At 46.6% G+C, this 23033-nt stretch carries 21 protein-coding genes; 6 read left to right on the forward strand and 15 right to left on the reverse strand.

The features are described 5' to 3' along the window. The first annotated feature begins 111 nt into the window (after positions 1 to 111). The gene (locus tag ACTRWF_RS14045) at positions 112 to 429 is read left to right on the forward strand and encodes a hypothetical protein (protein ID WP_462835732.1); all 318 of its coding nucleotides are present in this window, start codon (positions 112 to 114) and stop codon (positions 427 to 429) included. Positions 430 to 596: 167 nt separating this feature from the next. On the opposite strand, the gene rpmE is transcribed toward ACTRWF_RS14045, so the two are convergent. Next, a complete protein-coding gene (rpmE, locus tag ACTRWF_RS14050) occupies positions 597 to 809 on the reverse strand; it encodes a 50S ribosomal protein L31 (protein WP_012519872.1) in 213 nt (70 codons plus the stop codon). Positions 810 to 1163: 354 nt separating this feature from the next. Between rpmE and priA the strand changes: the two genes are divergently transcribed. The 4 genes from priA to hslU all read left to right on the forward strand — a co-directional run bounded on the left by priA (position 1164) and on the right by hslU (position 6327). After that, positions 1164 to 3353, forward strand: a complete 2190-nt coding sequence (priA, locus tag ACTRWF_RS14055) for a primosomal protein N' (RefSeq protein WP_462835733.1) — start codon at positions 1164 to 1166, stop codon at positions 3351 to 3353. 132 nt (positions 3354 to 3485) lie between these two features. Further along, the gene (locus ACTRWF_RS14060; RefSeq protein WP_012519874.1) at positions 3486 to 4064 is read left to right on the forward strand and encodes an SPOR domain-containing protein; all 579 of its coding nucleotides are present in this window, start codon (positions 3486 to 3488) and stop codon (positions 4062 to 4064) included. A 327-nt stretch (positions 4065 to 4391) separates the two neighbouring features. Then, the gene (gene hslV, locus ACTRWF_RS14065; protein WP_012519875.1) at positions 4392 to 4916 is read left to right on the forward strand and encodes an ATP-dependent protease subunit HslV; all 525 of its coding nucleotides are present in this window, start codon (positions 4392 to 4394) and stop codon (positions 4914 to 4916) included. A gap of 82 nt (positions 4917 to 4998) precedes the next feature. Beyond that, positions 4999 to 6327, forward strand: coding sequence for an HslU--HslV peptidase ATPase subunit (hslU, locus tag ACTRWF_RS14070; RefSeq protein WP_012519876.1), 1329 nt, complete (start codon positions 4999 to 5001; stop codon positions 6325 to 6327). A 192-nt stretch (positions 6328 to 6519) separates the two neighbouring features. Here the strand turns inward: hslU and ACTRWF_RS14075 are convergent, their stop codons facing one another. The 7 genes from ACTRWF_RS14075 to ACTRWF_RS14105 all read right to left on the reverse strand — a co-directional run bounded on the left by ACTRWF_RS14075 (position 6520) and on the right by ACTRWF_RS14105 (position 12667). After that, positions 6520 to 6993 (reverse strand): type II toxin-antitoxin system YhaV family toxin, encoded by a 474-nt coding sequence (locus ACTRWF_RS14075; RefSeq protein WP_012519877.1) that lies wholly within the window; start codon positions 6991 to 6993, stop codon positions 6520 to 6522. A 2-nt stretch (positions 6994 to 6995) separates the two neighbouring features. Beyond that, positions 6996 to 7325 (reverse strand): type II toxin-antitoxin system PrlF family antitoxin, encoded by a 330-nt coding sequence (locus ACTRWF_RS14080; RefSeq protein ID WP_012519878.1) that lies wholly within the window; start codon positions 7323 to 7325, stop codon positions 6996 to 6998. A 208-nt stretch (positions 7326 to 7533) separates the two neighbouring features. Then, entirely contained in the window at positions 7534 to 8535 is a 1002-nt protein-coding gene (locus ACTRWF_RS14085) for an ATP-grasp domain-containing protein (protein ID WP_012519879.1), read from the reverse strand. Between the two features lie 118 nt (positions 8536 to 8653). After that, the gene (locus ACTRWF_RS14090; protein ID WP_012519880.1) at positions 8654 to 8884 is read right to left on the reverse strand and encodes a hypothetical protein; all 231 of its coding nucleotides are present in this window, start codon (positions 8882 to 8884) and stop codon (positions 8654 to 8656) included. A 47-nt stretch (positions 8885 to 8931) separates the two neighbouring features. Beyond that, on the reverse strand, positions 8932 to 9243 hold the full coding sequence (locus ACTRWF_RS14095) for a helix-turn-helix domain-containing protein (RefSeq protein WP_012519881.1): 312 nt from the start codon (positions 9241 to 9243) through the stop codon (positions 8932 to 8934). Continuing rightward, positions 9240 to 11411 carry a peptidase domain-containing ABC transporter gene (locus ACTRWF_RS14100; RefSeq protein WP_041703625.1) on the reverse strand — a complete coding sequence of 724 codons (2172 nt, stop codon included), beginning with the start codon at positions 11409 to 11411 and terminating at the stop codon, positions 9240 to 9242. Before ACTRWF_RS14100 ends, ACTRWF_RS14095 begins: the two co-directional genes overlap by 4 nt. A 2-nt stretch (positions 11412 to 11413) precedes the next feature. Continuing rightward, the gene (locus tag ACTRWF_RS14105) at positions 11414 to 12667 is read right to left on the reverse strand and encodes an HlyD family efflux transporter periplasmic adaptor subunit (RefSeq protein WP_462835734.1); all 1254 of its coding nucleotides are present in this window, start codon (positions 12665 to 12667) and stop codon (positions 11414 to 11416) included. A gap of 454 nt (positions 12668 to 13121) precedes the next feature. On the opposite strand from ACTRWF_RS14105, the gene ACTRWF_RS14110 reads away from it, so the two are divergent. Continuing rightward, positions 13122 to 14666, forward strand: a complete 1545-nt coding sequence (locus ACTRWF_RS14110; RefSeq protein ID WP_462835735.1) for a hydroxymethylglutaryl-CoA reductase — start codon at positions 13122 to 13124, stop codon at positions 14664 to 14666. 77 nt (positions 14667 to 14743) lie between these two features. On the opposite strand, the gene ACTRWF_RS14115 is transcribed toward ACTRWF_RS14110, so the two are convergent. From ACTRWF_RS14115 to ACTRWF_RS14145, 7 genes are all read right to left on the reverse strand, one after another. Further along, the gene (locus tag ACTRWF_RS14115) at positions 14744 to 15694 is read right to left on the reverse strand and encodes a VWA domain-containing protein (protein ID WP_012519885.1); all 951 of its coding nucleotides are present in this window, start codon (positions 15692 to 15694) and stop codon (positions 14744 to 14746) included. Positions 15695 to 15707: 13 nt separating this feature from the next. Next, entirely contained in the window at positions 15708 to 16766 is a 1059-nt protein-coding gene (locus ACTRWF_RS14120; protein ID WP_462835736.1) for a VWA domain-containing protein, read from the reverse strand. A gap of 15 nt (positions 16767 to 16781) precedes the next feature. Then, entirely contained in the window at positions 16782 to 17552 is a 771-nt protein-coding gene (locus ACTRWF_RS14125; protein WP_462835737.1) for a MotA/TolQ/ExbB proton channel family protein, read from the reverse strand. Between the two features lie 125 nt (positions 17553 to 17677). After that, positions 17678 to 19660 carry an SUMF1/EgtB/PvdO family nonheme iron enzyme gene (locus ACTRWF_RS14130; RefSeq protein WP_462835738.1) on the reverse strand — a complete coding sequence of 661 codons (1983 nt, stop codon included), beginning with the start codon at positions 19658 to 19660 and terminating at the stop codon, positions 17678 to 17680. An 11-nt stretch (positions 19661 to 19671) separates the two neighbouring features. Next, a complete protein-coding gene (locus ACTRWF_RS14135; protein WP_462835739.1) occupies positions 19672 to 21132 on the reverse strand; it encodes a hypothetical protein in 1461 nt (486 codons plus the stop codon). A gap of 63 nt (positions 21133 to 21195) precedes the next feature. Continuing rightward, positions 21196 to 22452 (reverse strand): hypothetical protein, encoded by a 1257-nt coding sequence (locus tag ACTRWF_RS14140; protein WP_012519891.1) that lies wholly within the window; start codon positions 22450 to 22452, stop codon positions 21196 to 21198. Positions 22453 to 22473: 21 nt separating this feature from the next. Further along, on the reverse strand, positions 22474 to 23025 hold the full coding sequence (locus ACTRWF_RS14145) for a hypothetical protein (protein WP_015068267.1): 552 nt from the start codon (positions 23023 to 23025) through the stop codon (positions 22474 to 22476). Positions 23026 to 23033 lie beyond the last annotated feature (8 nt).

A 23033-nucleotide genomic window follows, 5' to 3' on the forward strand; every position in this document is an offset into this window, starting at 1 on the left:
TTGTGAGGCGTAGGGATCACAGCCTAAATTTTCACCAAACGATTATGTCTGCGGCGTCGTTTTGTTAATATCTCAAACATTGATACCGAAACTGCGGCGTGGACGAGCGTAATGACAGAACGAAAACTTATTGAAGTACTCACAGACGTATGCGAAAGCGTAAAAGAAGACAATAGCGGGTTTGCCTGGCTTACGCATACTGGCCACTGGCGTACACCTAAAGTCGTGGCTGTTTTTAGTCGCGAGCATGAAAAGCAGGTAGCGCAAACCAATGGGTGGGATATGGACTTTATAAGTTGGGTGAATATTGCAACAGCGGCCATTAAATCTAAACCCGTTGGGGTCTATTTTGACAGCGAAGAAGCATGTAAACAACGTAGCGGCGGCGACTGGGACGTGCACTTATCGAAGCTAGACAACGAGCATTAACGCGCCGAGCAGGCGAGGCTTAAGGCGCAGAGAGGTTTTTTCGTTTACAGTGATGCGAGGGGGCACGCGCTGATAGCCAATTAAGCACAGATATTATTTAACCTGCAAATAATGACAGGCAATAAAAAAGCGCCGTATAGGCGCTTTTTTCGAACTCGATATCAGGCTTACTTTTTGCCCAATGCACCGAAACGCTTCTTGAAGCGATCAACACGACCACCAGTGTCAACGTTACGTTGCTTACCAGTGTAGAAAGGGTGACATGATGAACATACGTCTAGGTTGATGTCTTTACCAAGCGTAGAACGAATTTTCATAACGTTACCACAAGAGCAAGTTGCTGTGATTTCTTCGTATTTAGGGTGGATATCTTGTTTCATGGGATTACCTCACATAATAAGGCCGTATCGCTATACAACCCGAAGTCGCACACCATACGTTACTTAATTCAAATGATAAGTCGTTCAAAGAACAGCCTATCGCAAAAAGAGCGGCGCATAATAAAGGATGGCAGAGGGTTGATCAAGCGGTTTTTGTATGCTCGCTAAACAACGAAACATTCCTTTTATGCTAAAGCGCAAAGTATGTTTAAATATTTCAGTTTAATGGCGGGTAAAATAAGCGTGACTTTTCCATGCAGCTTACTCTAGATACGTTTATGTGCGCTTATGTAACGGTTACGCCCGAAAGCTCAATAGACTTTAATAACTTTACGATAAGGTAGAACGTTCGCAATGGCCTTCATTCAAGTTGCTGTACCAGTGCCGCTGCGCCAACTTTTCACATATACCCACGATAGCGCACTAGAAGCAGGCGTACGGGTAATGGTGCCTTTCGGTCCGCGCAAACTTGTGGGCGTAGTTGTTGAAACACTACAAAAATCAGAGAGCGAGATTGACAATAGCAACAAGCTAAAAGCCATTGAAACGGTGCTAGATCATCAACCTATTATTGATGGGGTGCTGCTAAAAATGGCGCAATGGCTGTGGCAGTACTACCACCATGCTCCGGGTGAAGTGTTACACGCCATGCTGCCTGTATTATTGCGAAAAGGCGAGTCGGCAGGCCCTACTCCACAAGATATACTCATGCTTACCGATGAGGGTAAAAAAACGCTGTCAGCGTCGCTATCTCGCGCCCCAAAGCAAAAAGCGTGTTTTACCGCCTTGACCAAACGGGCGATGCTCGCGATAGAGGCGCGTAAGCAGTTTGGTGCGCCAGCGGTAAAAGCCTTGGTAGAAAAGTCGCTTGCCGTTATCAAAGAGGTTACTCCTGAATTTAAGCCGGGCGCTTGGCTATCTACGTTAACAATGGAAGATAAGCCTGTTCCCGATACTGAGCAGTCAGTTGCCATCGCCGCCCTTAACCGTCAACACGGCAACTTTGCGGTTAGCTTACTTGAAGGGGTGACCGGTAGCGGCAAAACAGAAGTATACCTTCAAGCGATAGAGCCTTTACTGCGCGAAGGAAAGCAGGTGCTTATCCTTGTGCCTGAAATTGGGCTTACCCCGCAAACGGTATCCCGCTTCGAAAAGCGCTTTGGCATTGCCGTGGGCGTATTGCATTCGCAACTTTCAGACAAAGACCGTCTGCAAGTATGGCAGCGAGCAAAAGCGGGCGAGCTCGGTATTGTTATAGGTACCCGCTCTGCTATTTTCACCCCGCTTAATAACCCGGGTATGCTTATTGTTGATGAAGAGCACGACGAGTCGTTTAAGCAGCAGGATGGGCTTCGCTATCATGCTCGCGATTTGGCGGCCATGCGTGCGAAACAGCATAATATTCCTTTACTGCTTGGCAGTGCCACCCCTGCTCTTGAAACCCTTAATAATGCGCTAAGCGGCCGCTATGCGCATTTACAGCTCACCAAGCGAGCCGGGGGCGCGCGAAGTACCCATCAGCACGTATTAGATGCGCGCGACCAGCCAATTCACTACGGTATTTCACAAGGCCTGTTAACCATAATGCGCCAGCATATTAGCGCAGGGAATCAGGTGTTGGTGTTTGTAAATCGCCGAGGCTATGCGCCAGCGTTACTTTGTCATCATTGCGGCGAGACAGTAACGTGTAAGCGTTGCGAGCGACCTTACACCGTACACAAAGCGCAAAACCGATTGCAGTGCCACCATTGCGGCGGCATGCGTGCTATGCCAACAAACTGTGAAGCTTGCCATTACAACGAGCTAGTTACTGCGGGTACCGGTACAGAGCAAGTAGAGCAGGGGCTTGCTAGCTTGTTTCCCGGGGTAACGCAGGTGCGAATAGACAGCGATACGGTGCGCGGTAAAGATAAGTTACATCAAACGCTCGATGCAATTAACCGCCAAGAATATCAGCTGCTTGTGGGCACCCAGATTTTGTCTAAAGGCCACCACTTTCCTCACGTTACATTAGTGGCGGTTCTCGATTGCGATGGCGCACTGTTTAGCGCAGACTTCAGAGCCCCTGAAAAGCTTGCTCAACTGGTAACTCAACTTGCTGGAAGAGCGGGGCGTGCAAGTAAACCCGGTGAAATGTGGCTGCAAACCCATAATCCTCATCACCCGCTGCTACAAGATTTGGTGCATAATGGTTACGGGCACTTTGCCAGGCATGCGTTAATGGAGCGAAAAGCGGCAAGCTTGCCCCCGTTTATTAGTCAGTTCGTAATACGCGCCGAAGCTACTGATAGCAGTTTGGCTTATCGATTTTTACAAGACTGTAAGCAGGTATTTACGCAAGCGCACGCCATTGAGATAAGCGGCCCGTTCCCATGCCTAATTGAAAAGCGCCAAGGCCGATTTCGATTCATGCTGGTGTGTAGTCATCAAAAACGCGCCCCGCTTCATAATGCGCTGCGTTTGGCGCTTCCGTTTTTACAGGCTTTACCGCAGGCCACTAAGGTAAGGTGGTCAATCGATATCGATCCTACCGATTTCAGTTAGCTTGTTGAGAAGCAATACGTTAAAATTTCGCCACGACTAAAGGTGTGAGAATCTTTCCCCTTTAACTAGGTTTGGTATACGACGTTTTCTTACGAATACGAACAACGATAACAAGTAGGAATTTTGCCGACTATGGCTCAACGCGATTATGTCTCTCGTGGGCGCTCTACTCAAAAAAAGAAGCCTGCTGGAAAAGGCAGAAAACCCGCTGGCAATGCGCAAAAAAATGCACCGGTTGATAGTAAGCTTCCTATTGTTCGCCTAATCGGCGTTTTAGCACTCGTAATTGGCTTTGGTGCTTTTTTATGGTCAATTAAAGATAACGTAGAAGATGATGTGGATACACAGGCATCTCGCCCGGTTGCACCTACACAAGAGTCTTTGCCAGAACTACCTGAAGAAGAGTGGGAATACATTAAAACCTTGCCTGGCTATGAGGTTGAGGTAGAAGTTAGAGAACAAGAAAAATCTGACAAACGCTACTTGATGCAATGCGCGTCGTTTAGAACCCGTGCGCAAGCTGAAGAGATGAAAGCCAAAATTGCCTTTCAAGGTTTAGAGGCGCTTATCAGACACAGCACCGGCAGTAACGGCGATTGGTTCCGCGTTATTTTAGGCCCTTACGAGTCTAAACGAGATGCGGAAAAAGCGAAGCACAGCCTGCGTAAAGTGAATATTGCGACCTGTCAAATTTGGTACTGGAACTTGTAGTACTTAGCACTAGGTTGCGAACACGGTGGTGGTTTCGACATTGAGGCGTATAGGTTTTGCTAAATTTCTTTAGCTAATGCCTGCGCCTCGACTACTTCACACACAATTAGCCATAGACCACATTCGCGAAAGTATGCACGCAACAAATAGCGTATTCAATAAACAATGTATGTGCTAAGCCCTTATCGCAGCCACCGCTAGGCGCACATTATTCTGTCTTGCCCTTGAAATTAGAAAGCCTCCCCCCACTTATTTGTTATTGAATTTGTACGCTGCTGCCTTTGCATGATAAAAACGCGGCAGCGCCCAGCTAAACGGGGAATTAACGTGACAACGATTGTATCTGTACGACGTGGGAATCAGGTAGTGATGGCCGGTGATGGTCAGGTATCACTAGGCAATACCGTGATGAAAGGTAATGCACGCAAAGTGCGCCGTTTATACCACGATAAAATTTTAGCGGGCTTTGCTGGCGGCACGGCCGACGCATTTACGCTATTTGAGCGCTTCGAAGCTAAGCTTGAAGCGCACCAAGGCCATTTAACCAAAGCCGCCGTAGAGCTTGCCAAAGACTGGCGCACTGATAGGGCGCTGCGCAAGTTAGAAGCCTTATTGGCAGTAGCCGATGAAACCGCTTCTTTCATTATTACCGGTAACGGCGATGTGGTGCAGCCAGAGCAAGATCTTATCGCCATAGGTTCAGGTGGCAATTACGCGCAAGCAGCGGCAACGGCACTTTTAGATAATACGGAATTAAGTGCAAAAGACATTGCTGAAAAAGCACTGACCATTGCCGGTGATATTTGCGTATTCACTAACCATAGCCAAACGGTTGATGTACTAGATTACTAAGTAATAGCTGAATGCTGTTATCGGCTTGTTGTCGCCCGTTTGAGGATAAGTACAACAAGCATTGTTAGAAAAGGGTTTATTCATGTCTGAAATGACACCAAGAGAAATTGTTCACGAGTTAGACCGTCATATTATCGGTCAACAAGATGCCAAGCGTGCTGTATCGATTGCACTTAGAAACCGCTGGCGTCGCATGCAGCTTGAGCCTGAGCTGCGCCAAGAAGTTACGCCAAAAAATATTTTAATGATTGGTCCAACGGGTGTGGGTAAAACAGAAATTGCCCGTCGTTTGGCAAAACTTGCCAATGCGCCATTTATCAAAGTAGAAGCAACAAAGTTCACCGAAGTGGGCTATGTAGGTAAAGAAGTTGAGACGATCATTCGTGATCTTGCCGATATCGCGGTTAAGATGACGAAAGAAAACGAAATGAAAAAAGTGAAATTCCGCGCGGAAGAAGCGGCGGAAGAGCGCATTTTAGACGTATTGCTGCCACCACCAGAAGATGCGTGGGGTAACAAAGAAGACGTTGAAGATCGCGGCACACGCCAAGCGTTTCGCAAGAAGCTGCGTCAGGGTGACCTCGATGACAAAGAAATTGAAATTGATGTGGCGCTTCCACAAGTTGGCGTAGAAATTATGGCGCCTCCTGGCATGGAAGAAATGACCAATCAGCTTCAAGGCATGTTTCAGAACTTGTCTGGTTCGCAGAAGAAAAAGAAAAAGCTGAAAATTAAAGAAGCCCTTAAACTGCTTATTGAAGAAGAAGCGGCGCGCCTTGTTAATCAAGAAGATTTGAAAGAAAAAGCGATTGAGTCGGTAGAACAGCACGGCATTGTATTCGTCGATGAAATTGACAAAATCTGTAAGCGCGAAGGCAATAACTCAGGTGATGTGTCACGCGAAGGCGTTCAGCGCGATCTGCTTCCACTTGTAGAAGGTTCAACGGTATCAACGAAACACGGCATGGTAAAAACAGACCATATCCTGTTTATCGCTTCTGGCGCGTTTCAAATGAGTAAGCCGTCGGATCTTATTCCAGAGCTTCAAGGGCGCTTGCCTATTCGCGTTGAGTTATCAGCGCTTAAAGTGGGCGATTTCAAACGTATTCTTACCGAACCTAATGCGTCGCTAACGCAGCAATATATTGCGCTAATGAAAACCGAAGGCGTTGATATTCGCTTTGATGATTCGGGTATTCAGCGCATTGCCGAAGCGGCATGGCAAGTCAACGAGCGCACTGAAAATATTGGTGCTCGACGCCTGCACACCGTATTAGAGCGTCTTATGGAAGATATCTCTTTTGACGCTTCAGAAAAAAGCGGTGAGTCGTTTGTAATTGATGCCGACTACGTGAATAACCACTTAGAAACCTTGGTAGATAACGAAGACTTATCGCGCTTTATTCTTTAATTAACGTTGAATAGAAGCTTCCCCGACGATTGGTTATCCAATGCGAAGGGAAGCTTCGATTACTATCTTACCCTTGTTTTTTTTTAAGCCCCTGTAAAACAGGCGTTCCGTATTGCTAGACAAGGTTTCGTAATCGCCTTAAATAATTTTGAAATACAAAAACTACTTTTTAGTGAAAAGTAAGACGGGCGTTTATAAAGAGAGTAATTCTTCCTTAGCTGCATCTAGAAGTTCATCCCATGTTTCAGGCGGGTGACCAGACTTCAGCATTCTTTCGAACACTTTATAAGCATCCGTTTTGCTTCCGTATGCGCGTTTATTATTCTCGTCATTAACCCATGCATAAACTATGATTTTTGACTCAAAGTGATAACGAAAAAACAAGCGATATTGTTGGAAGAACTTCGCTCGAAACCAATGTTTATTGTCATCACCTAACGCACTTCCTTGGCGAAACTCAGCGCTAGTAGGATCATGGGGAATGAGTTCGAAGGTTAGCCTTTGAATTGCAGCTAAACGTTTAGTGGCATTTTTTCTAACGTAACCCTTTGGGTCTTTTTCTCGTAAGGACTCAACCTGTAATTTAAGGTTGAGGTACTGTTCTTTAAACAAGGGGTGAGCGTAAAGTGTCCACCCATTTACAACCATTGGTATCGTTTTTTGCAAGCTTACTCGTCCTCGTCCAACAAGGGAGCATCTAAATCAATTTCTACACCGTGAACCAATGTATTAACACTTTCACGCATACTCGCTGATAGTGGCTCGAGCTTTTCAGGGTGAGTCTGCATATCGCGTGCAATAAATGATAAAAACTCGCCAATAACGGGGTCGCTTTCTTGTGATGCTACACGTGATATCACAACACTACCATCAGACTGAATAGCGTATTTAATTTTGTCTTTTTTACCCAAGCGCAATGCCTGACGAACAGAACTAGGCACTGTAGTTTGAAAGCGATCTGTAAGTGTTGATTCAGTTTCTAAAGCCACGTGTGCCATAACAACCTCTATTTTTAACTAATATTGTTAGTTCTAATCTTAGTTTGTAAATGTAGGTAATGCAAATGCATTATCTCTTTCGGTGAAAGCTAAAAAGACGTGAGTGACTCTGCACTGATATGCTACTTCTCACACACCTCAGTCATCTTTAAATGGTAAATTTGCAACCCCAATTTCGAGGTGCTTTGAGTTTGAATATGACTAATCATTATGTCTTTGAAAGCAGTTCTACTAGCCTTCCTGTAATATCCAACCCCGTATCCTGCTCTACTTTTAAAAAGTACGGGCTAGGGTTGGCCTCTAAAAAGAAGTATTTACCCTTTGCACTTTTTCGCCAGTCGATAGCACACCAGTGCATGCCCAGCGCCTGGCATATGGCTATGGCAAGCTGCTGTACTTCATTAGGTACAATGGTTATAGACACACTTGCCTTATCATCGTTTCTATAATCGAGTTCGTCAGAATCAATTTGAACACTCAACACGTCTTGCCCCAGCACGTAGCTTCGTACGTTTACCCCGCCAATGTACTTTTGGAAAGTAACGGGGCGCTCACTTAACAAAGTATTAAGCAGAGGGCGCATATTGGGCTGTTTGTTTACGAATTGGGCTGTTCGTCCTCCGCGCACAGGTTTATAGATAACCTCCCGCATATTGTTGCAAAATTGAGAGGCGACCTCAGGCGCATTGCCAACAAACGTGTAAGGAATATGAGCCCCTAGCTTGCCCGCAATACGGGATTGATAGGGCTTGCATTGATGACTTCGAACGGCATCAATAGCATTGACCCACTTTATATCCGTATAGCTAAACCAGCATAATAAGGTGCTGGCTCTTTCTTGCTCAATCCAACCAAACTCCCTTTCAAAGGTAGTACTCTTGCTGCTTGTATCAGCCCTTTCTGTATCTGTGCTTTGTGCAGCAGTACCTTTTGTGTCGGGCGTGGCGTGCGTACGTTTAAGTGTGCCAGGTAGGTACTCATGCCAATACGCCGCCTGAGTATTTGAAAAAGTGACCCTTGGTTGATCGCATAACGAGGGGGAATTGAAGTGAATCAACCCATCGTCAAAATCAGGGTCATAGCTTATTGTCCATTCAGTGCCAAATTGCGCCGTATTAGCGTAATAGAAGGGAGTAGCAGATTGGCTAAGTGCCATGGCTATATGCTTAATTTGTGGGTCTTGTTCACTGCCTAATAATGCAACGTGCATTCGGCCTCCTTGCCAGCGTTAAAAGAGTGAAAGGTTAGAACGGAACAAAGCAACGCATGCGTAGCGAGTCAAATCGCTCGCACATACGCTGCCCGTGTTTACGGATAGTTGGCCTGAACTACGATAAAATATCGGGTAGTTTGCCACCGCCTTCACCAATCGCTAAGGTGATATATACGGGCTCTTTTGGCCCCCTATCTTCTACTGGTCCTCCACCTTCTACAGGGTTAATATCACTCAAGCGAGCCCGTAGTCCTCCTGATACGTCGAACAGCTGCTCCTCAACGAGTGTGACTGGCTGTGCACTGGCACACGATTTTACAGTGAGTTGATGTTGCTGGTTTTTCATAATTTACGCTCCTTGTATTGGCGTTTTGTGTAAAAAGGCACGTTCGCTTAAAGCGAGACCGCCTCGTGGTAAAGGGTTCTAAAGCAACCCGCAATAAGTGCCGAACGGCTTGAAATATTGAGTTTTTTGTAAATATTAGCGCAGTGAAATTTCACCGTTCTTTCGCTGATAAAGAGCTCTGAGGCGATAACTTTATTAGAGCGGCCTTCCATAATTTTGTGAGCTACTTGCAGCTCGCGTTTAGACAAGCAGTTAATAGGAACTACACTGTCACGAGCGGTAATGCCATTGGCATTAATTTGCATACGCTCATCTTCTGTCATTAATACTGCGGGTTCTCTTATTTCATGGGTTTTCATCGTGTTTCTCCGTGGTTACCTGATATTGCGCTTCCTGATACTTCGGTAGGAGAGCAGGGGTGTAGTGTCCCGTTTGCCAAGCGGTAAACTTTATCTGCCATAGCAATTGACTGTGGGCGATGGGCCACAATAATTCGGGTCATATTGAGTGATGTTAGATGCTGATTAATGCGAGCCTCGTTGGCCATATCCAGGTGGCTGCTCGCTTCATCTAGAAACAGAATATCGGGCTCTTGATAAAGGGCTCGGGCGAGAAGCAGTCGCTGTTTTTGGCCACCGCTTAAACTGCTTCCCATATCGCCTACTAAGGTGTGGTATTGCATAGGCATATGCATGATATCTTCATGAATGCAGGCGATATGTGCGACGTGAACCATTTTTTGTAGGTCTGGCGCTTGCTCAAAACAGCAAATGTTCTGCGCTATGGTACCGCTTAAGCAGGCATCGTCTTGCAAGACCGATGCGACAACAGGCTGCTTAACGCTGGGGCGTTCAACTTTGCCTTCTGATACCGGGTAAAGCCCCATTAGGCATTTAAGCAGGGTACTTTTGCCGCTTCCGCTCTCACCAACAATTGCTACAATATCACCTGATTTGACGGTGAGTGCGAGGTCCTTAAAGATCCACTCGCTAGATTCACTGTATCGGTATCCCAGCGATTTAGTTTCAAGGGCGATGGCCGTATTATTAGGTAGAGATTGATTCGCGTAATAGGGTAGGTCAGCATTTTGGTAACGATGAGGTTTTACTTGTACCGGCGTGAGTACAATATCGCTAAGACGAGAAAAGTGAACGCCCAGCATATTGAGCTCTACCAACTTATTAACCACACCATCTAGTGCGCTAACAAAACGTGATTTATAGGCGATAAAAGCCAGCAGCATACCAATGGAAAGGGTGCTTTCCATGACTAAGCTAGCCCCGATATACACTACAATGAGGTTTTCTGCGCCAAACAGGAACTGATTAGTCAGCGTGCTGCCAATATTGATTTTACCCAGTGTTATGTCTTTGTTTAAAGTGGCCACGAGTTTGTTTTGCCATTGTCCGTGACGCTGTGTCTCTTGCCCGTAAACCCGAATTGGTAAAATAGCCCGCACGCTTTCCATGAAGTGACTTTGTTCGGACGCTGCAAGGGCAATGCGCTCTGTGGTAAGGCGTTTAATAAGGGGGAGTAGCCCTAAGCGAATGGCTAAATATGTGGCCATGATTGCCACTACGACGAGGGAGAGCTTCACCGAATAAACCATCATTACCGCTAAGGTGACGACGGCCATTAGCCCATCTAATAAAGCCGTTACCACGCCGGTGGCTAAAAACTCTCTAATGCTTGCCAGTGAGCCAAATCGAGATACCACGTCGCCAATGTGGCGCTTGTCGAAGTAGTCGAGAGGAAGTGACAGCAAATGTTTGAATACTGACGCCGACATTTGAAGTTGAAGCCGCGATGACACCGACAAAATAACCAGCTTTCTTACCCCGCTAGTAAAGGTTTCTAGCATCAGTAATAGGGCAAAGCCAATAGCGAGCGCTTTGAGTAGGGCGTTGTTATTGTAGATAAGTACATCGTCTACCACGGTTTGCATGTAATAAGGCGCAGCGAGGGCGAATAACTGCAGCACCAGGGATAAGGCGAATAGCGTAAGAAGGTTGCGTTTAAACCCTGTGGTACGTGTGAAAAACTGGGTAAGGCCAAGCCGCGGGCCAGCTTTGATTGGGCTAAAGCTGTCGCTAGGTGATACCTCAAGCGCAATGCCGGTAATGCATTTAGACGCTTCTGCATAGGACAGCCTTCTTTCGCCAAGTGCCGGGTCATGTATTGTGATACGGTCACCTTTCACTTTCGTCAGCACAACAAAGTGGTTCATATTCCAATGTAAGATGGCTGGGCAGGTAAGTTGCGTGATATGGGAAAGCTCTATCTTTATTGCCCGGGTTTGAAAGCCCATATCACTCGCAATTTTCATTACATCTTTTAATGTGGTGCCACGTAACGACACCGACATAGATTGGCGTAGGGCGTTGAGATCCCGTTTATCTCTATAGTACTGGGCAATCATAGCCATACAGGCAAGTCCGCACTCAGCCGCCTCACTTTGTAAGATGACAGGCACGCGTTTTTTAGTGGTCAGGGTGTGGCTAACGTGGGGCATTGTCATACTCATCATCATTAAAGCTTCCCTGAGATGCTGTAAAGCGGTTCCATTAACCATTCCATTAGCGTGCGTTGACTTAGGTGCACATCAGCTGAGAAGGTCATGCCGGCCTTTAGTGATATATGATTGCCATACGCTAATATTTCTTTCGTACTTATGGCTGCCGTAACGAGATAGGCTGGCTCATTGATAGCAATAGGCGCGTCGATAAGTTCGCCCGGCAGTACAAGTGACGGGGAAACATTGAGGATCTCGCCCTTCTGCACGCCAAACTTCTGGTAGGGAAATGCGTCGTAGCGAATGTGTAAAGCTTGCCCTTCACGCAAAAAGCCTGCAGCGCGAACGGGAACCGCGATGCGCGCTTGAATATCAGCATCTTTGGGAAGGAGAGTAAGCAACGGGCGCGAACTATCGACGGTATATCCCGCTTTAACGTGAAGGCCAGATATATAGCCACTGTGCGGGGCGTAAATGGTTTCCTCATAATTGCTTTTATGACTTACAATCTGTTGCTTAAGGTCGCTATACGTATTTTCAAAACTCGCCAATTCGTTGGCTTGTTGCTGAGGCAGAGTTGCGAGTTCATGGGTGAGGGAGGCTATGTTTGCCTGTTCTGTACTGCTATCTCTCTCGGCCAGTTTGAGCTGTTGCTGCGCGGTTATTCGTTGAATTGTGTGATTCTCAAACTCGGTGTGGCTTATATGCCCTTGGTTCAATAAAAGTTGAGCGTTTTCCCAATGGTCGGTCGCCATAACCCACTGTATTTTGGCTAAATCAACAATGTCATTCAGGTCGTCCAAAGCGCGTTTAGCTTGAGATAAGCGTTGTTCTAAGCCGGTGATCTGAGCTTGATGTAGTGTGCGAAGGCGTGAAATGCTCTGGTGTGTTCGCGCTTGCTTTGCTTCCAGTTCTATAAGCAGTTGGCTACTCACGCGATTGCCCAACGCGTCGCTACTACTGTAGTTAATTTTTACTAATGGCGTGCCTTCTTCTACATGTTGCCCTTCGTGAATTAAAACCTCGACGACATTACCGCGCCTTGCATCTGCGTACAGTTTAAATACTCCGTGGCTCGGTTCTAGCCACCCGTCTACCGATGCCTTGCGCGCGTAACTGCCTAAGTTTAAATAAACAAGGGCAGCTGCTATCCAAACAACCAATACAAAAGCAATAGCCGAGTAAACCGGTTTGGGCGTCATTAAAAAGCTCCCATCTACCTCATTAGATTGCTCATCAATCGCTTCTTTTCTAAACAGTCCTGTTCTCATTTTCTGTCCTTGTACTGGGCTAATTATTCGGTGCGTGTGGTTGCACTAGGAGCCGGATAAACACGACATCAATGCCAAAAACGTATCACGCATAGGGCACATAAAAGGTATCTGGCTGCCGCTTCCGTGTAGGCTATTTATCCTTGGCATCTCAATCCGTGACGCCTCCTTTATGCTACTGCCAGATACCTTGTGGTCATCATTACTGCGGTGACGGTATTCACTATAGGAGTGTTTAGGAGTGGGCGAATTATGGCTAAGGTCCGAATCTCTGGAGCACTTTAATTCTCAGGGGGTGGCGCATTTTTATAAGCGCTTGGCTCAAAATTGAAAGTTGATATGACGCAAATGTTTGGCGAAGAAATAGAAAGAAGTCATAGAGCTGTATAAAGAATGTGCTATAAAAAGCAGAGGGATAGGGAAATAACACAGCAAAAATACAGAAGGTAGCCTCATGTTTGTACCCAGTATACTTTTAAAGCAACTTTATACACGCGCAAGTCTAACCAAAACAGATAAAGGCTTATCTTTCTCTCTTAAAAATAGATTGAAGGATGCGACGATTAAAGAAGTAAAATGGATATCACTTGATGGGGAAAAGATTCCAGAGCATAAAATTTCACTCCAGTTAACTGCCGACTCCTGTATTTCTGTCAAAGCGCTAAATCAATCAGACGGCGAGCCCTTTGGCTTGCGTCAAACCATTACCGTACATTTAGATATCGATGAAGCGCCTTGCCCCGAAAAGCGCAAACTGGGTATTTGCTTCTCTGCTTCCCCCTTTGGAAAGTTTAAATTTGAAGTGGAAGACAATATTACTGCGCCAGGACAACGCAGCGCTTTTATTCCTCGTGACGACATGGATGACTACGGCGAAAGTATTATAAAAACACGCCAAGAATATTTCGAAAGCGCCACCGGAAAGAAAATTGATCACGTAGGTAAGTACTCAATCGACCCGCAAGCACTTAAAGGGAATATTGAGCATTTTATTGGCGTGGCGCAGGTTCCTATCGGTATTGCAGGGCCGTTGAAGATAAACGGAGAGCACGCACAAGGGGAGTTTGTTGTGCCGTTAGCGACTACCGAAGGTACGCTGGTAGCATCGTATAACCGCGGCATGAAGCTGCTTAACATGAGCGGTGGCGTAACGGCAACGGTCGTCGACGATGCTATGCAGCGAGCCCCTGTATTTATTTTTGAAAATGCACGAGGTGCTAGAGATTTCGTTAAATGGATTAAAGCAAACTTTGAAAAGATTAAGGAAGAAGCAGAAGCGACCTCAAGTATTGCTAAGCTGACGTATATCGACCATTTCCTATCGAACAAATTTGCGTTTTTGCGTTTTAACTTTAAGACCGGTGACGCAGCGGGTCAAAACATGGTTGGCCGTGCTACCTTCGCAGCATGCGGGTGGATACTCGATCATTATGAGGGGATAGAGAATTTCTACCTTGAATCTAACTTTGCCACCGATAAAAAAGCCTCACAAATAAACATAATGCGTACTCGTGGTAAGCGAGTTACCGCCGAGGCAACCATTAAGCGTGAGCACTTACTCGAAGTTATGCGGGTCGACCCTAAACAAATCGATTACCACGGGCGTGTTGCCGGCGTGGGTTCGTTCTTGTCCGGTGTGAATAACACGGGCCTACATTCGCCTAACGGCATCACTGCCATGTTTATCGCTACCGGACAGGATGTGGCGAACGTATCTGAGTCGTCTGCGGCTATGATGTATTCTGAGCTTACTGACGACGGCGACTTATACGTGTCTATAACCATTCCATCACTTATTGTAGCGACTTATGGCGGCGGTACAGGCATAGGTACGCAGCGTGAATGTTTAGAGCTGTTAGACTGTTACGGGCGCGATCGGGTGTATAAGTTTGCTGAAATTGTGGCGTCGGTTGTGCTTGCCGGTGAAATTTCGCTGGCCTCTGCCATTAGCTCATCTGACTGGGTGTCATCTCACGAGCAGTATGGCCGAAATAGGTAGGGTGCATCAATAACGGATTATACACAGCGAAAGCTAATTTAATTAATCTTAAGGGCGCTTGTAGGCGCCCTTTATACCTAAAAATACTGGCCAATAAAGGCACCGCGATTGCGCTTCGCCACCGCTTGCATAAATGCGCTAAAGCGCTGTGCGTTGCCGTTACTTCGGCTAAAGCCTACGCCGTGAATACGAATAACAGGCTGGCCATTGGCTCCTTGGTTAGCTTGGGTAATTTGACCCACAATTTGGTCTAGGTTTGATCTTTGGTAGTCATCGCCAAACACGTATAGGCTCACGCGGCCTTTGGTGTTCTTGTAAAGCTTTATGGCTTTTAAGATCCCCGCCTCCGGCTGGCTTGCGCCCCCTTTAAAGCTTTTCATTTGGCTCATCGCCGTATCTCGCATGGTTTTTCTGTCGTCAAGCCATTGGCCTGCTTTACTGGCAAACATGAAGCTTCCGTCGGCAGACATTATCTGAAAACCTTTCATTTTAGGGTGATTTTTTAAAATGTCGTTCACAATGGTTATCACGCGATTCCATCCACTGCCAGAAGACATAGACCCAGAGTTGTCGATAGCGAAAATGACGTATTCAGCGTCGGTAGGTATACCGCCTACGTCATCATCAGGGGTATCAGTGGGATTAGGCGTATTTAGCATAGCCGTTGCCTGACGTATTTCATTACGCAGGGACGACGCTTTGTCTTTTAACTGATTAATGGTTTGCTGTGCCCGGGGTATCGACGAGTCTAGATTATCTTTTTGCTCTGTGACCGACGCTGTTTTGCTTTGCGCCGCCTTAAGCTCTTGAAGCTTATCCGATAGCGCTCCTTTAAGGGTTTCTACGTCAGCTTGTGCTTGCAGCACCTGATCGATAAGCACGCTTACATTGCTGGGGCCTCGTTCGGTATCTTCGGTGCCATTTTTAGCCAATAGCACCAGCATAACTACCGCACCGAAGGCACAGGAAATAATGTCGAGAAAGGCGATGTTGAATACCTCAACGGGGGCGCGCTGAATCTTCTTCACAGTATTTTACTCATTAAGGCCACTTTGGTGCCGGTGATAGGAAGGTGCCGCTGGTTGCGCGGGTCCATTCCCAGTACATGGGTGAGGCAAACGGGTCGCCCTCGATAGGCAATAGAATAACGTTGTAGTGCACCCCTTTTTTGGCTCGCTTTATGGTTTCTACAAATAGTTTTCTTCTACAATCCGACGAAATGGACTTTTTACTGTTAATGAAGTTTTTACAGTTCATGGGAAGGCCATCTCCGAGCGTCGGCAACCCGTCGGTCACAATGTAAACATCCGTTATGCTGGGGTTGGCTTTAAACAGGGTAGTTAGGCCTTCCTGAAGATTGGTGCCTCCATTAGGCACAATGCCGCCCAAGTCTTTCACAATGGCGTTCATCGAACCGCTTACTTTGGCGCTGTTTACGTTGCGAAGACCTAAGGTGGTTGCGGTGTCGGAAAAGGCAACCATTGTCACGCGAGATTCCAGTGGCACGCGCGCTAGCATCCATTGTGCTACCCGCTTGGTTCTTATCCATTTAGGTGTCGATACTTTTTGCCCATCGCTTAGTGCCAGTTTGCCCAAAATATCGAGCAAGTTGTCGCCCATCATCGATGCGCTTTTATCGATGAGAAAGCCGATTTCGGGGCCTTCTATTTTCATCCCGGTAATGTAGTTTTGCTCGCCAGTTCCCTGCATTTGGATGTTAGCTGATTTCTCGACTTCTTTAGACAAGGCGGCAAGCTGGTTTTCAAGGTCGGCCACCACCGCCATTTCCGTTGACATGTCTTGCAGTAGCTTAGACTGGTCTTGCGTGGTGTCGGCCTGGGCTTGTTCAGCGTCCTCCTGCTTTGCCGACTCTAAGGCTATCTTATCGTTTATTTCATCAATCGATTTTTTGAGCTTTTGTTGTTCTTGCTCTGCCGCGGCGAGCTCTTGCTCTAGCTTCTCTTTTTCTTCGGTCGGGTCTGGGGTAAACGCTTTAAAGTCGACCAGAATAAAAATAAGAATAACCGCGCCAAGGCCACAGGCCATCACGTCTAAGAAGGCAAGGTTAAATCCGTCTTCGGCTTTACGCACTTTAGGCATAGTTACTTCGCCTAATTAATGGTGCAGATGAGACAATAAATGATGCTCACACGACTCTTGTGTGCGAATAACCATGGTGTCTTGACGGCCATTGAGTAAATGCATTAACAACATCAAAATAAGTGAGATGAAAAGCGCAACGAGCGTTGAGTTAAACGCCACGCCCAAAGACGCTGTCATTCCGGCTATATCACCGTCCAGTGCGGCATCGGCCTGCGCTAGGGCTGCGCCAATCCCGCGAACCGTGCCCACGAATCCAATCGAGGGAATAGCCCAGATAATATAGCGAATAACGTTATTGCCGCTTTCAAGCTGCGCCGCTATGTTTTCTACTGATGCGTGAATAGCATCGGCCGCGTGCTGCACGTTTTGGGTGTTTTTATACCGTCTTATGCAGTTTATCCATGTGCTGTACGCCGGTGTATCGCTATAAGACGAAGACGATAGTTCGTTCAGCGCTTTATCGACATCTAGCGGCGTGTCTTTGTCGTGTTCTGGTAGCAAATCTCTTGAATAAATTTCTTCTTCATCAAGTAGCTTCCATAACTTGTACACCATTAAAAAGATACAAAACAACATAAGTGAGATACACACTTGTTGTTCGATATCTTTAAGAATGACCCAAATAGAAGACAGAGAGGCTGTACCCACCGTCGCCATCACTTTTTCCGCCGCCGGGCGAATTAAGCCTGCAAATAAAAAGTGCACGACCGCAAAAATAAGTAGAAACACCCCGCCGCTAACTAGAAAGCTGGGGGTCATCGACAACGTATTATTCTTATTCATTCTTAGTCCTTGCTGCCTAAATATTTGTTGGGAAGTCTTGGGGTGAATCTAACGAAACAAAGTACGCACTGGCTGTGCCCGCTATAGCTAATAGCACGGCGGCAATGATTAGTTTCTTTTTCATATTAATTCTCATATCTCGCTATTCGAAAACCAATGTCATCAGCTGGCGCGCTCTCGCCGCTGCGCACGCTGGCTCTTATATTCTTCAACCTACCGGTTTTAAAAGACGCACCTTTAACAACGTGTTTGCCTTGCCCGCCTGGGCCCATGTAGTCTGCGTAGGTGCCTGATTGATGTTGTGGCGTTACCGAGTAAATGTCGTGAACCCATTCGCGAACGTTTCCGTCTAGATCGTAAAACCCACCTCGGTCTGCCTTAAACGAACCTACAGGCGCTTTATCTGCAAACCCATCGTCATAGTCTTTTAAGATGAATGTCTGCTTGCCACGTAGCGACGCGTCGGCAAAGTTACCTTGCTTGTCTCTGAGTCGGAACTGATTGCCCCACACGAAGGCTGTAGATGATGCACGACGATGCATTTTGGCAACGAACTCCCACTCTGCTTCGGTGGGAAGACGATACCCTTTTGAGGCTTTATCAACCCCCCTTACTTTTCCGTTTTGCATAATGTAAAACCCAGTGAGCCCTTCTTTTTCACTTAGCCAATTCGTGAAGGCCGCCGCTTCATCCCATGAAACATTTGTGACAGGAAGCTTAGTTCCCCCACCTTGCCCTTTAAACGCGGCAAACTGAGCTTGTGTGATTTCGTGCTTCGACACCCATACTTGACGAGAAAAAGAAACGTCTCTTTGGTGTTCGTTACGCTGACGATTTTTTTCGTTAGCTGGCGAGCCCATGGTGAACGCTTTTGGGGTCACCAATGACAGCTGAATACCTAACCTAGTAGCGAAAAGCGGCGTACCGTCTCGGCGCCTTGCTTCAAACTCTGTAAGCATGTCACCGTGTACCTTGGTTGACGATTTCGCACTAGGTGTCACCGTTTTTTGTATCTTGCGGTATCCGTCGCGCTCAAAGGTTACTGTATGAGGCAAAGCCTGAAGGGTCAGCGTTAAAGGCGTTTGTCCTTGCTTAACTCCGTCAATTGAAACAAGGGCGTCAGTAGAGGCGGTAATAACCACGCGACCGAGCTCTTTTTCTAATTCAAATGACAGCGCTTTCGTTTCGCCCGGGGCGAGTGTTACGCGCTGACTTTGCGCAATAAAGCCGGTCTTTTCATACTTTACTGTGTGTGCCTTATTAGCGTCTAAACGGGTATTCGCCTTCACGGGCTTACCGTTAACCGTCAGTACGCCACCTTGTGGCTTCATCGATACTGCAATTTCCGCTTGTAGCGGCTGAAGGTTATAATTTCGAGTCGGTAAGGGGCGTTGATTAGTGACTTCGATAGTATCTTCTAAAGGTTCCAGGCCTGCTTTAGTCACGCTTACGCGATATTGTCCACCTTGTGTATTTATCTTCAGAGGCGTTACGCCAACTTCTTTTTTGTCGAGCGAAACGCTAGCGCCAGAAGGCGTGGAATTAATACTAATAACCCCCTCAATAGCGGTTAGCGCGATATTACGTTGAATGTCTTGTGCAATATCGGCATCAAACTGTATTTGTGCATCTTGGTAGTGAGGGTGGCTAGCATTAACCGTGTAGCTTCCCTCTTCCAGTTCAGTGGATAGGCTGGGCGAAACGGCGACTTTTTCTTGGTTAATCTTCCATGTGACCTCGTCGAGCTGAGGAGACGTGGTAACGGTCAAGGTGGCAGGTAAAGGCACAAGTGTGACGTTTATCGTGCTTGACGAGGTTTCATCAACCACCACGCTGGCGGCTTTGTATTTGGGCGCCGACACGGTAACTTCCGCCGCACTGCCAAAAACATATAACTTGTCGGCCATAAAGAGCGCAGTGCCGCTTACCACGTTAAACTCAGGCGCTTTTGCCGCACGCTCTGGCGACACCACAAACGCATACCCTTTGGTGAGAAAAAGCCAACTAAAATAAAGGGCCAAGATCACGGCTAGCCCAATTAATGAAGCGATAGCCATTCCTTTGCGGCGTTTCTTCCCTTTCGCAATGGCTTCATCGATACTACTCACTAACGTGTTCCTTATACTTTTTCAGTACATGCAATATGTACCGAAAGGTTGGTTGCTGACGGTGATACTTCGATTTCTCGAATAGTAGAGCGGTAGCCGTCACGGCTTCCTTCAATCCGGTAGGTGCCAGGTTTAAGCTTGATGGTCTTGCGTTTTACTTCGCCTACCAGTCCTACGCCTAACACTTTAATATAGGTGTCGTTATCCGATGTTATCGTGACATCACGAGGCGTATTAACGTCATCCATAACCTCTTCAAGGGCGCGTATCTGAGCCAGCAGTTTGGGGCTTTTCTGTGCTAATGCGTGAGCGTCATCAACTTCTTGCTGCGCAAGGCTTCGCACTGTGTTATCGGTCAGTCGTTCAGGACGCTGCTGAAATTCTTTTAGGCGTTTTGCCGTGCTTAAGATAGCTTCGGCATTTTGTTTTGCCTGCTGCAGTATGGGGCTGGAGGGAAAAGACGATAAACCTTTGTTCGATAATAGGGCGACCGTCTGCCATTCATCAGCACGTGCAAAAAGCGTAACCTGCTTTTCAATCTTGTTTTGCTCTTCACTCGCTACCAGCGTGTTAAGTTTTTTGCTAATGGTCTCAAGTTCACGGCTTGACCCATTGATAGATTTGGCGTCCTTTAGGTATTGTTTAGCTGCGGCATAGTTTTGCTGTGTTATAGCGTCATTGGCCTTTGCTAATAATCCGTTGAAGCGGCTATTTTTTAATTGATTATCTATGGTGGCTAGGGCTTGTTTTGTATCACTTCGATAGGGGTCTAGAGCAATTATCTTCCGGTAGGCTTCCCGCTGTTTATTAATGTTGTTTTCAACCTTACCCACCCGGGCTTGTTCGTAGGCATCTTGCACCTGATTAAAGACATCAATTCGCTGCTGAAGTATCTTGGCTTGCTCGAAGTCGGGGTTAATATTAAGTGACTGTCGATTTAAGTTAAACGCCTCAGAATTATTATTGTTATTAAACGCGTTGAGGGCTTTTTCATAAGGCGCTGTGTAGGCCTGTTCGTATTCTTTATTTAGTGCTGCTGTGTTGTTATCGATATCGTTTAATAACGATGTTACTTCGCCGTAGTTCGAGGCACCGTATTCATTAAACGCTTGGTTTAACGACGCTTCTATTTGACCGGCTTTAACGGCGAAAGGGCGTGACTGGCTTACGCGTTGCACTAGGCCTGTCACCCGTTGTTTTGACTCGCTAAGCGCGACTTGTAATGCTTTACGCTCTGCTTCGCTAAATTCTGTAACCTGCGGGTTTGGTGTTTCCCGGTTGTTGGATTGCGTGGCGTTGTCGGTCTGTGCCATGGGGCTTTTCGCCTCGTTGGACACATTGGGTAAAAAAGACACAAGGAGTACGCCTGCCACGCCAACAAAGAGGACAACAAAAAAGCCCAATATACTTTTTTTAATCAGTGCTTTTTTCTTTGCTCTGCTTTGCTCAATTTGCTGTTCAACGCTTGGCATGCGTAATCCTTTACTATGATCTTATAAATAGATGAGAACGGTTTTAACAGAATATGACTACGCTTAAAGCGCAGTCATAGGTGTTGCTTCCATTTCATAGATATCTTTTAAGCGTGAACGCAGTTGGTAGTACTGTTCACTCGCGCTACCTTGAAGTTCAATACGCTGGTTATCAATTTCAACAATTTGATCGGCAACTTGAATATCAAGGTTTTGGCCCATTTCGTCAAAGAGATCCCGCTGTGCGTGAAGTTCTTTGTTCGTTTTAATCGCTTCGTTAAGGGTGCCAATGGCGGCAATCCCTGCACCGGCGGCTGCCACTTGCCCAGCAGTTGAGCTAGAGTTTGAGCCCAGTAGCACTGAGGCTACGGCAAACAAACCGGCCGTCACCTGTTTAGTGGTGCGCTCAGCTTTTAGCTCTCTGATTTTCTTAGCCTCTGGAAGGGTTTCTTTTTGGTATTTTCTGTAAGGCGTTTCTGTGGTTACCCAAAATGAATCGTAGGTTTCCTGAAGGCTATCAATAAACTGCTCGTCCTTTGCTTGAATAGCGCGAACACGGCGAAGCATGGGATCGCTTTCAGACGGCGCACTCACCAACTCAACTTCACCTTTACGGCTTTGAGAAAGATACTGGCTAAACGCTTCAGGGCTATACATTTGTGCATAGCGCAAGTCTGACACCATCTGTACTTCTTGTTTGTAGGCTTCTGATTTTTTCATTAGCAGGTCGTAGACGTATTTAGCAATTTGCTCAAACACGGGCGCATTAGGGTTTTCTCCACGAGACATCGCATCTCTATACCAACCTTCGCTAACGCGGTACTCAAATTCTTCCTCGCCCCATACCGTATTTTTTGCGTCCATAACCCTTACGCCAATTTCTACGGTTTCCGTATCCGAATAATTAATTTTACCAAGAATATAAACATCAGCGAGTGCCGACGCGTCTGGGGTTACATTGATGCTTCCAAACGATTTGGTTTCACCTAACGCTTCTTTGGTGGCAATAGCAAATCGATTTGCTTCTAAGCGTCTTACTTGCGGCCAGATACCTTCTTCTTCTATTTCATCGTAATCTATCGAACCATCGCTTTCTGTAGGAAAGCCGGGGTCAAAAACCGGAATAGCGACATCCATATATATATCTGAGTTGTAGCGATAACGGTGCGAGTTCGCGCCAAGCTGTTGCCCACCGCCAGGGCCAACCATCGACGGGCCTACGCTAGTTACATTAGTTTGGGTTGAGCCACATCCGCCTAAGAGTATAAACGATGCCGTAGCGACCACTGTAAACAGGGCCTTTGGATTAAATGAAGACATTTCCTTTCCTTCCTCTGAGTTTTATTTACAGCCGTATTGCTCTTTTAATGCTTGGAAATGAGCTTTTTCTTGCTCTGTTGTCGCTCCTTGCAAACCGGCAATTACGGCATCACATACCGCTGAACTTCCACCTTTTGCTTTACCTCCAGTAGATTGCTTTGAAGGATCTGAACTAGAGGTAGTCGTTTGTGAATGGGTTGATGATTCTTGAGATTGGGCGCTGTTTTGCGCATTTGACTGCCCTTGGCCGCCACTGGCTGCTGAAGCGCTAGACACGCTTCCCGAGGCTGCGCCATTTCCTGCACCAGCACCTTGGCCAGCGGCGCTAGCCACACTTTGTGCGCTAGATTGCGCTGCGGCATCCATGCATTCTTCACTTTGCTCTAAAGCACCGAATAAAGAGTCATCTAAAGCTTGAATTTTTTCAGCCTCTGTCATGGTAGACATATCTTTGTCACCAAAGTCGAGAACGGAACAATCTTGATAATACGTAGGCGTCTCGCTTGTTTGTGCGTAAACAGGCGCGAGAAAAAAAGTGAGAAGTAATAGTGCAAAGGGCAAATGATGCGGCATAGCCAAAT

This window comes from Alteromonas sp. G5_S2_22_S1 (assembly GCF_054968525.1).

Bases quoted from the DNA above. Each gene is read 5' to 3' on its own strand.
- ACTRWF_RS14045 (WP_462835732.1), top strand. From the start codon at position 112: ATGACAGAACGAAAACTTATTGAAGTACTCACAGACGTATGCGAAAGC.
- rpmE (WP_012519872.1), bottom strand. From the start codon at position 809: ATGAAACAAGATATCCACCCTAAATACGAAGAAATCACAGCAACTTGC.
- priA (WP_462835733.1), top strand. From the start codon at position 1,164: ATGGCCTTCATTCAAGTTGCTGTACCAGTGCCGCTGCGCCAACTTTTC.
- ACTRWF_RS14060 (WP_012519874.1), top strand. From the start codon at position 3,486: ATGGCTCAACGCGATTATGTCTCTCGTGGGCGCTCTACTCAAAAAAAG.
- hslU (WP_012519876.1), top strand. From the start codon at position 4,999: ATGTCTGAAATGACACCAAGAGAAATTGTTCACGAGTTAGACCGTCAT.
- ACTRWF_RS14080 (WP_012519878.1), bottom strand. From the start codon at position 7,325: ATGGCACACGTGGCTTTAGAAACTGAATCAACACTTACAGATCGCTTT.
- ACTRWF_RS14085 (WP_012519879.1), bottom strand. From the start codon at position 8,535: ATGCACGTTGCATTATTAGGCAGTGAACAAGACCCACAAATTAAGCAT.
- ACTRWF_RS14090 (WP_012519880.1), bottom strand. From the start codon at position 8,884: ATGAAAAACCAGCAACATCAACTCACTGTAAAATCGTGTGCCAGTGCA.
- ACTRWF_RS14095 (WP_012519881.1), bottom strand. From the start codon at position 9,243: ATGAAAACCCATGAAATAAGAGAACCCGCAGTATTAATGACAGAAGAT.
- ACTRWF_RS14100 (WP_041703625.1), bottom strand. From the start codon at position 11,411: ATGATGAGTATGACAATGCCCCACGTTAGCCACACCCTGACCACTAAA.
- ACTRWF_RS14105 (WP_462835734.1), bottom strand. From the start codon at position 12,667: ATGAGAACAGGACTGTTTAGAAAAGAAGCGATTGATGAGCAATCTAAT.
- ACTRWF_RS14110 (WP_462835735.1), top strand. From the start codon at position 13,122: ATGTTTGTACCCAGTATACTTTTAAAGCAACTTTATACACGCGCAAGT.
- ACTRWF_RS14120 (WP_462835736.1), bottom strand. From the start codon at position 16,766: ATGCCTAAAGTGCGTAAAGCCGAAGACGGATTTAACCTTGCCTTCTTA.
- ACTRWF_RS14125 (WP_462835737.1), bottom strand. From the start codon at position 17,552: ATGAATAAGAATAATACGTTGTCGATGACCCCCAGCTTTCTAGTTAGC.
- ACTRWF_RS14135 (WP_462835739.1), bottom strand. From the start codon at position 21,132: ATGCCAAGCGTTGAACAGCAAATTGAGCAAAGCAGAGCAAAGAAAAAA.
- ACTRWF_RS14140 (WP_012519891.1), bottom strand. From the start codon at position 22,452: ATGTCTTCATTTAATCCAAAGGCCCTGTTTACAGTGGTCGCTACGGCA.
- ACTRWF_RS14145 (WP_015068267.1), bottom strand. From the start codon at position 23,025: ATGCCGCATCATTTGCCCTTTGCACTATTACTTCTCACTTTTTTTCTC.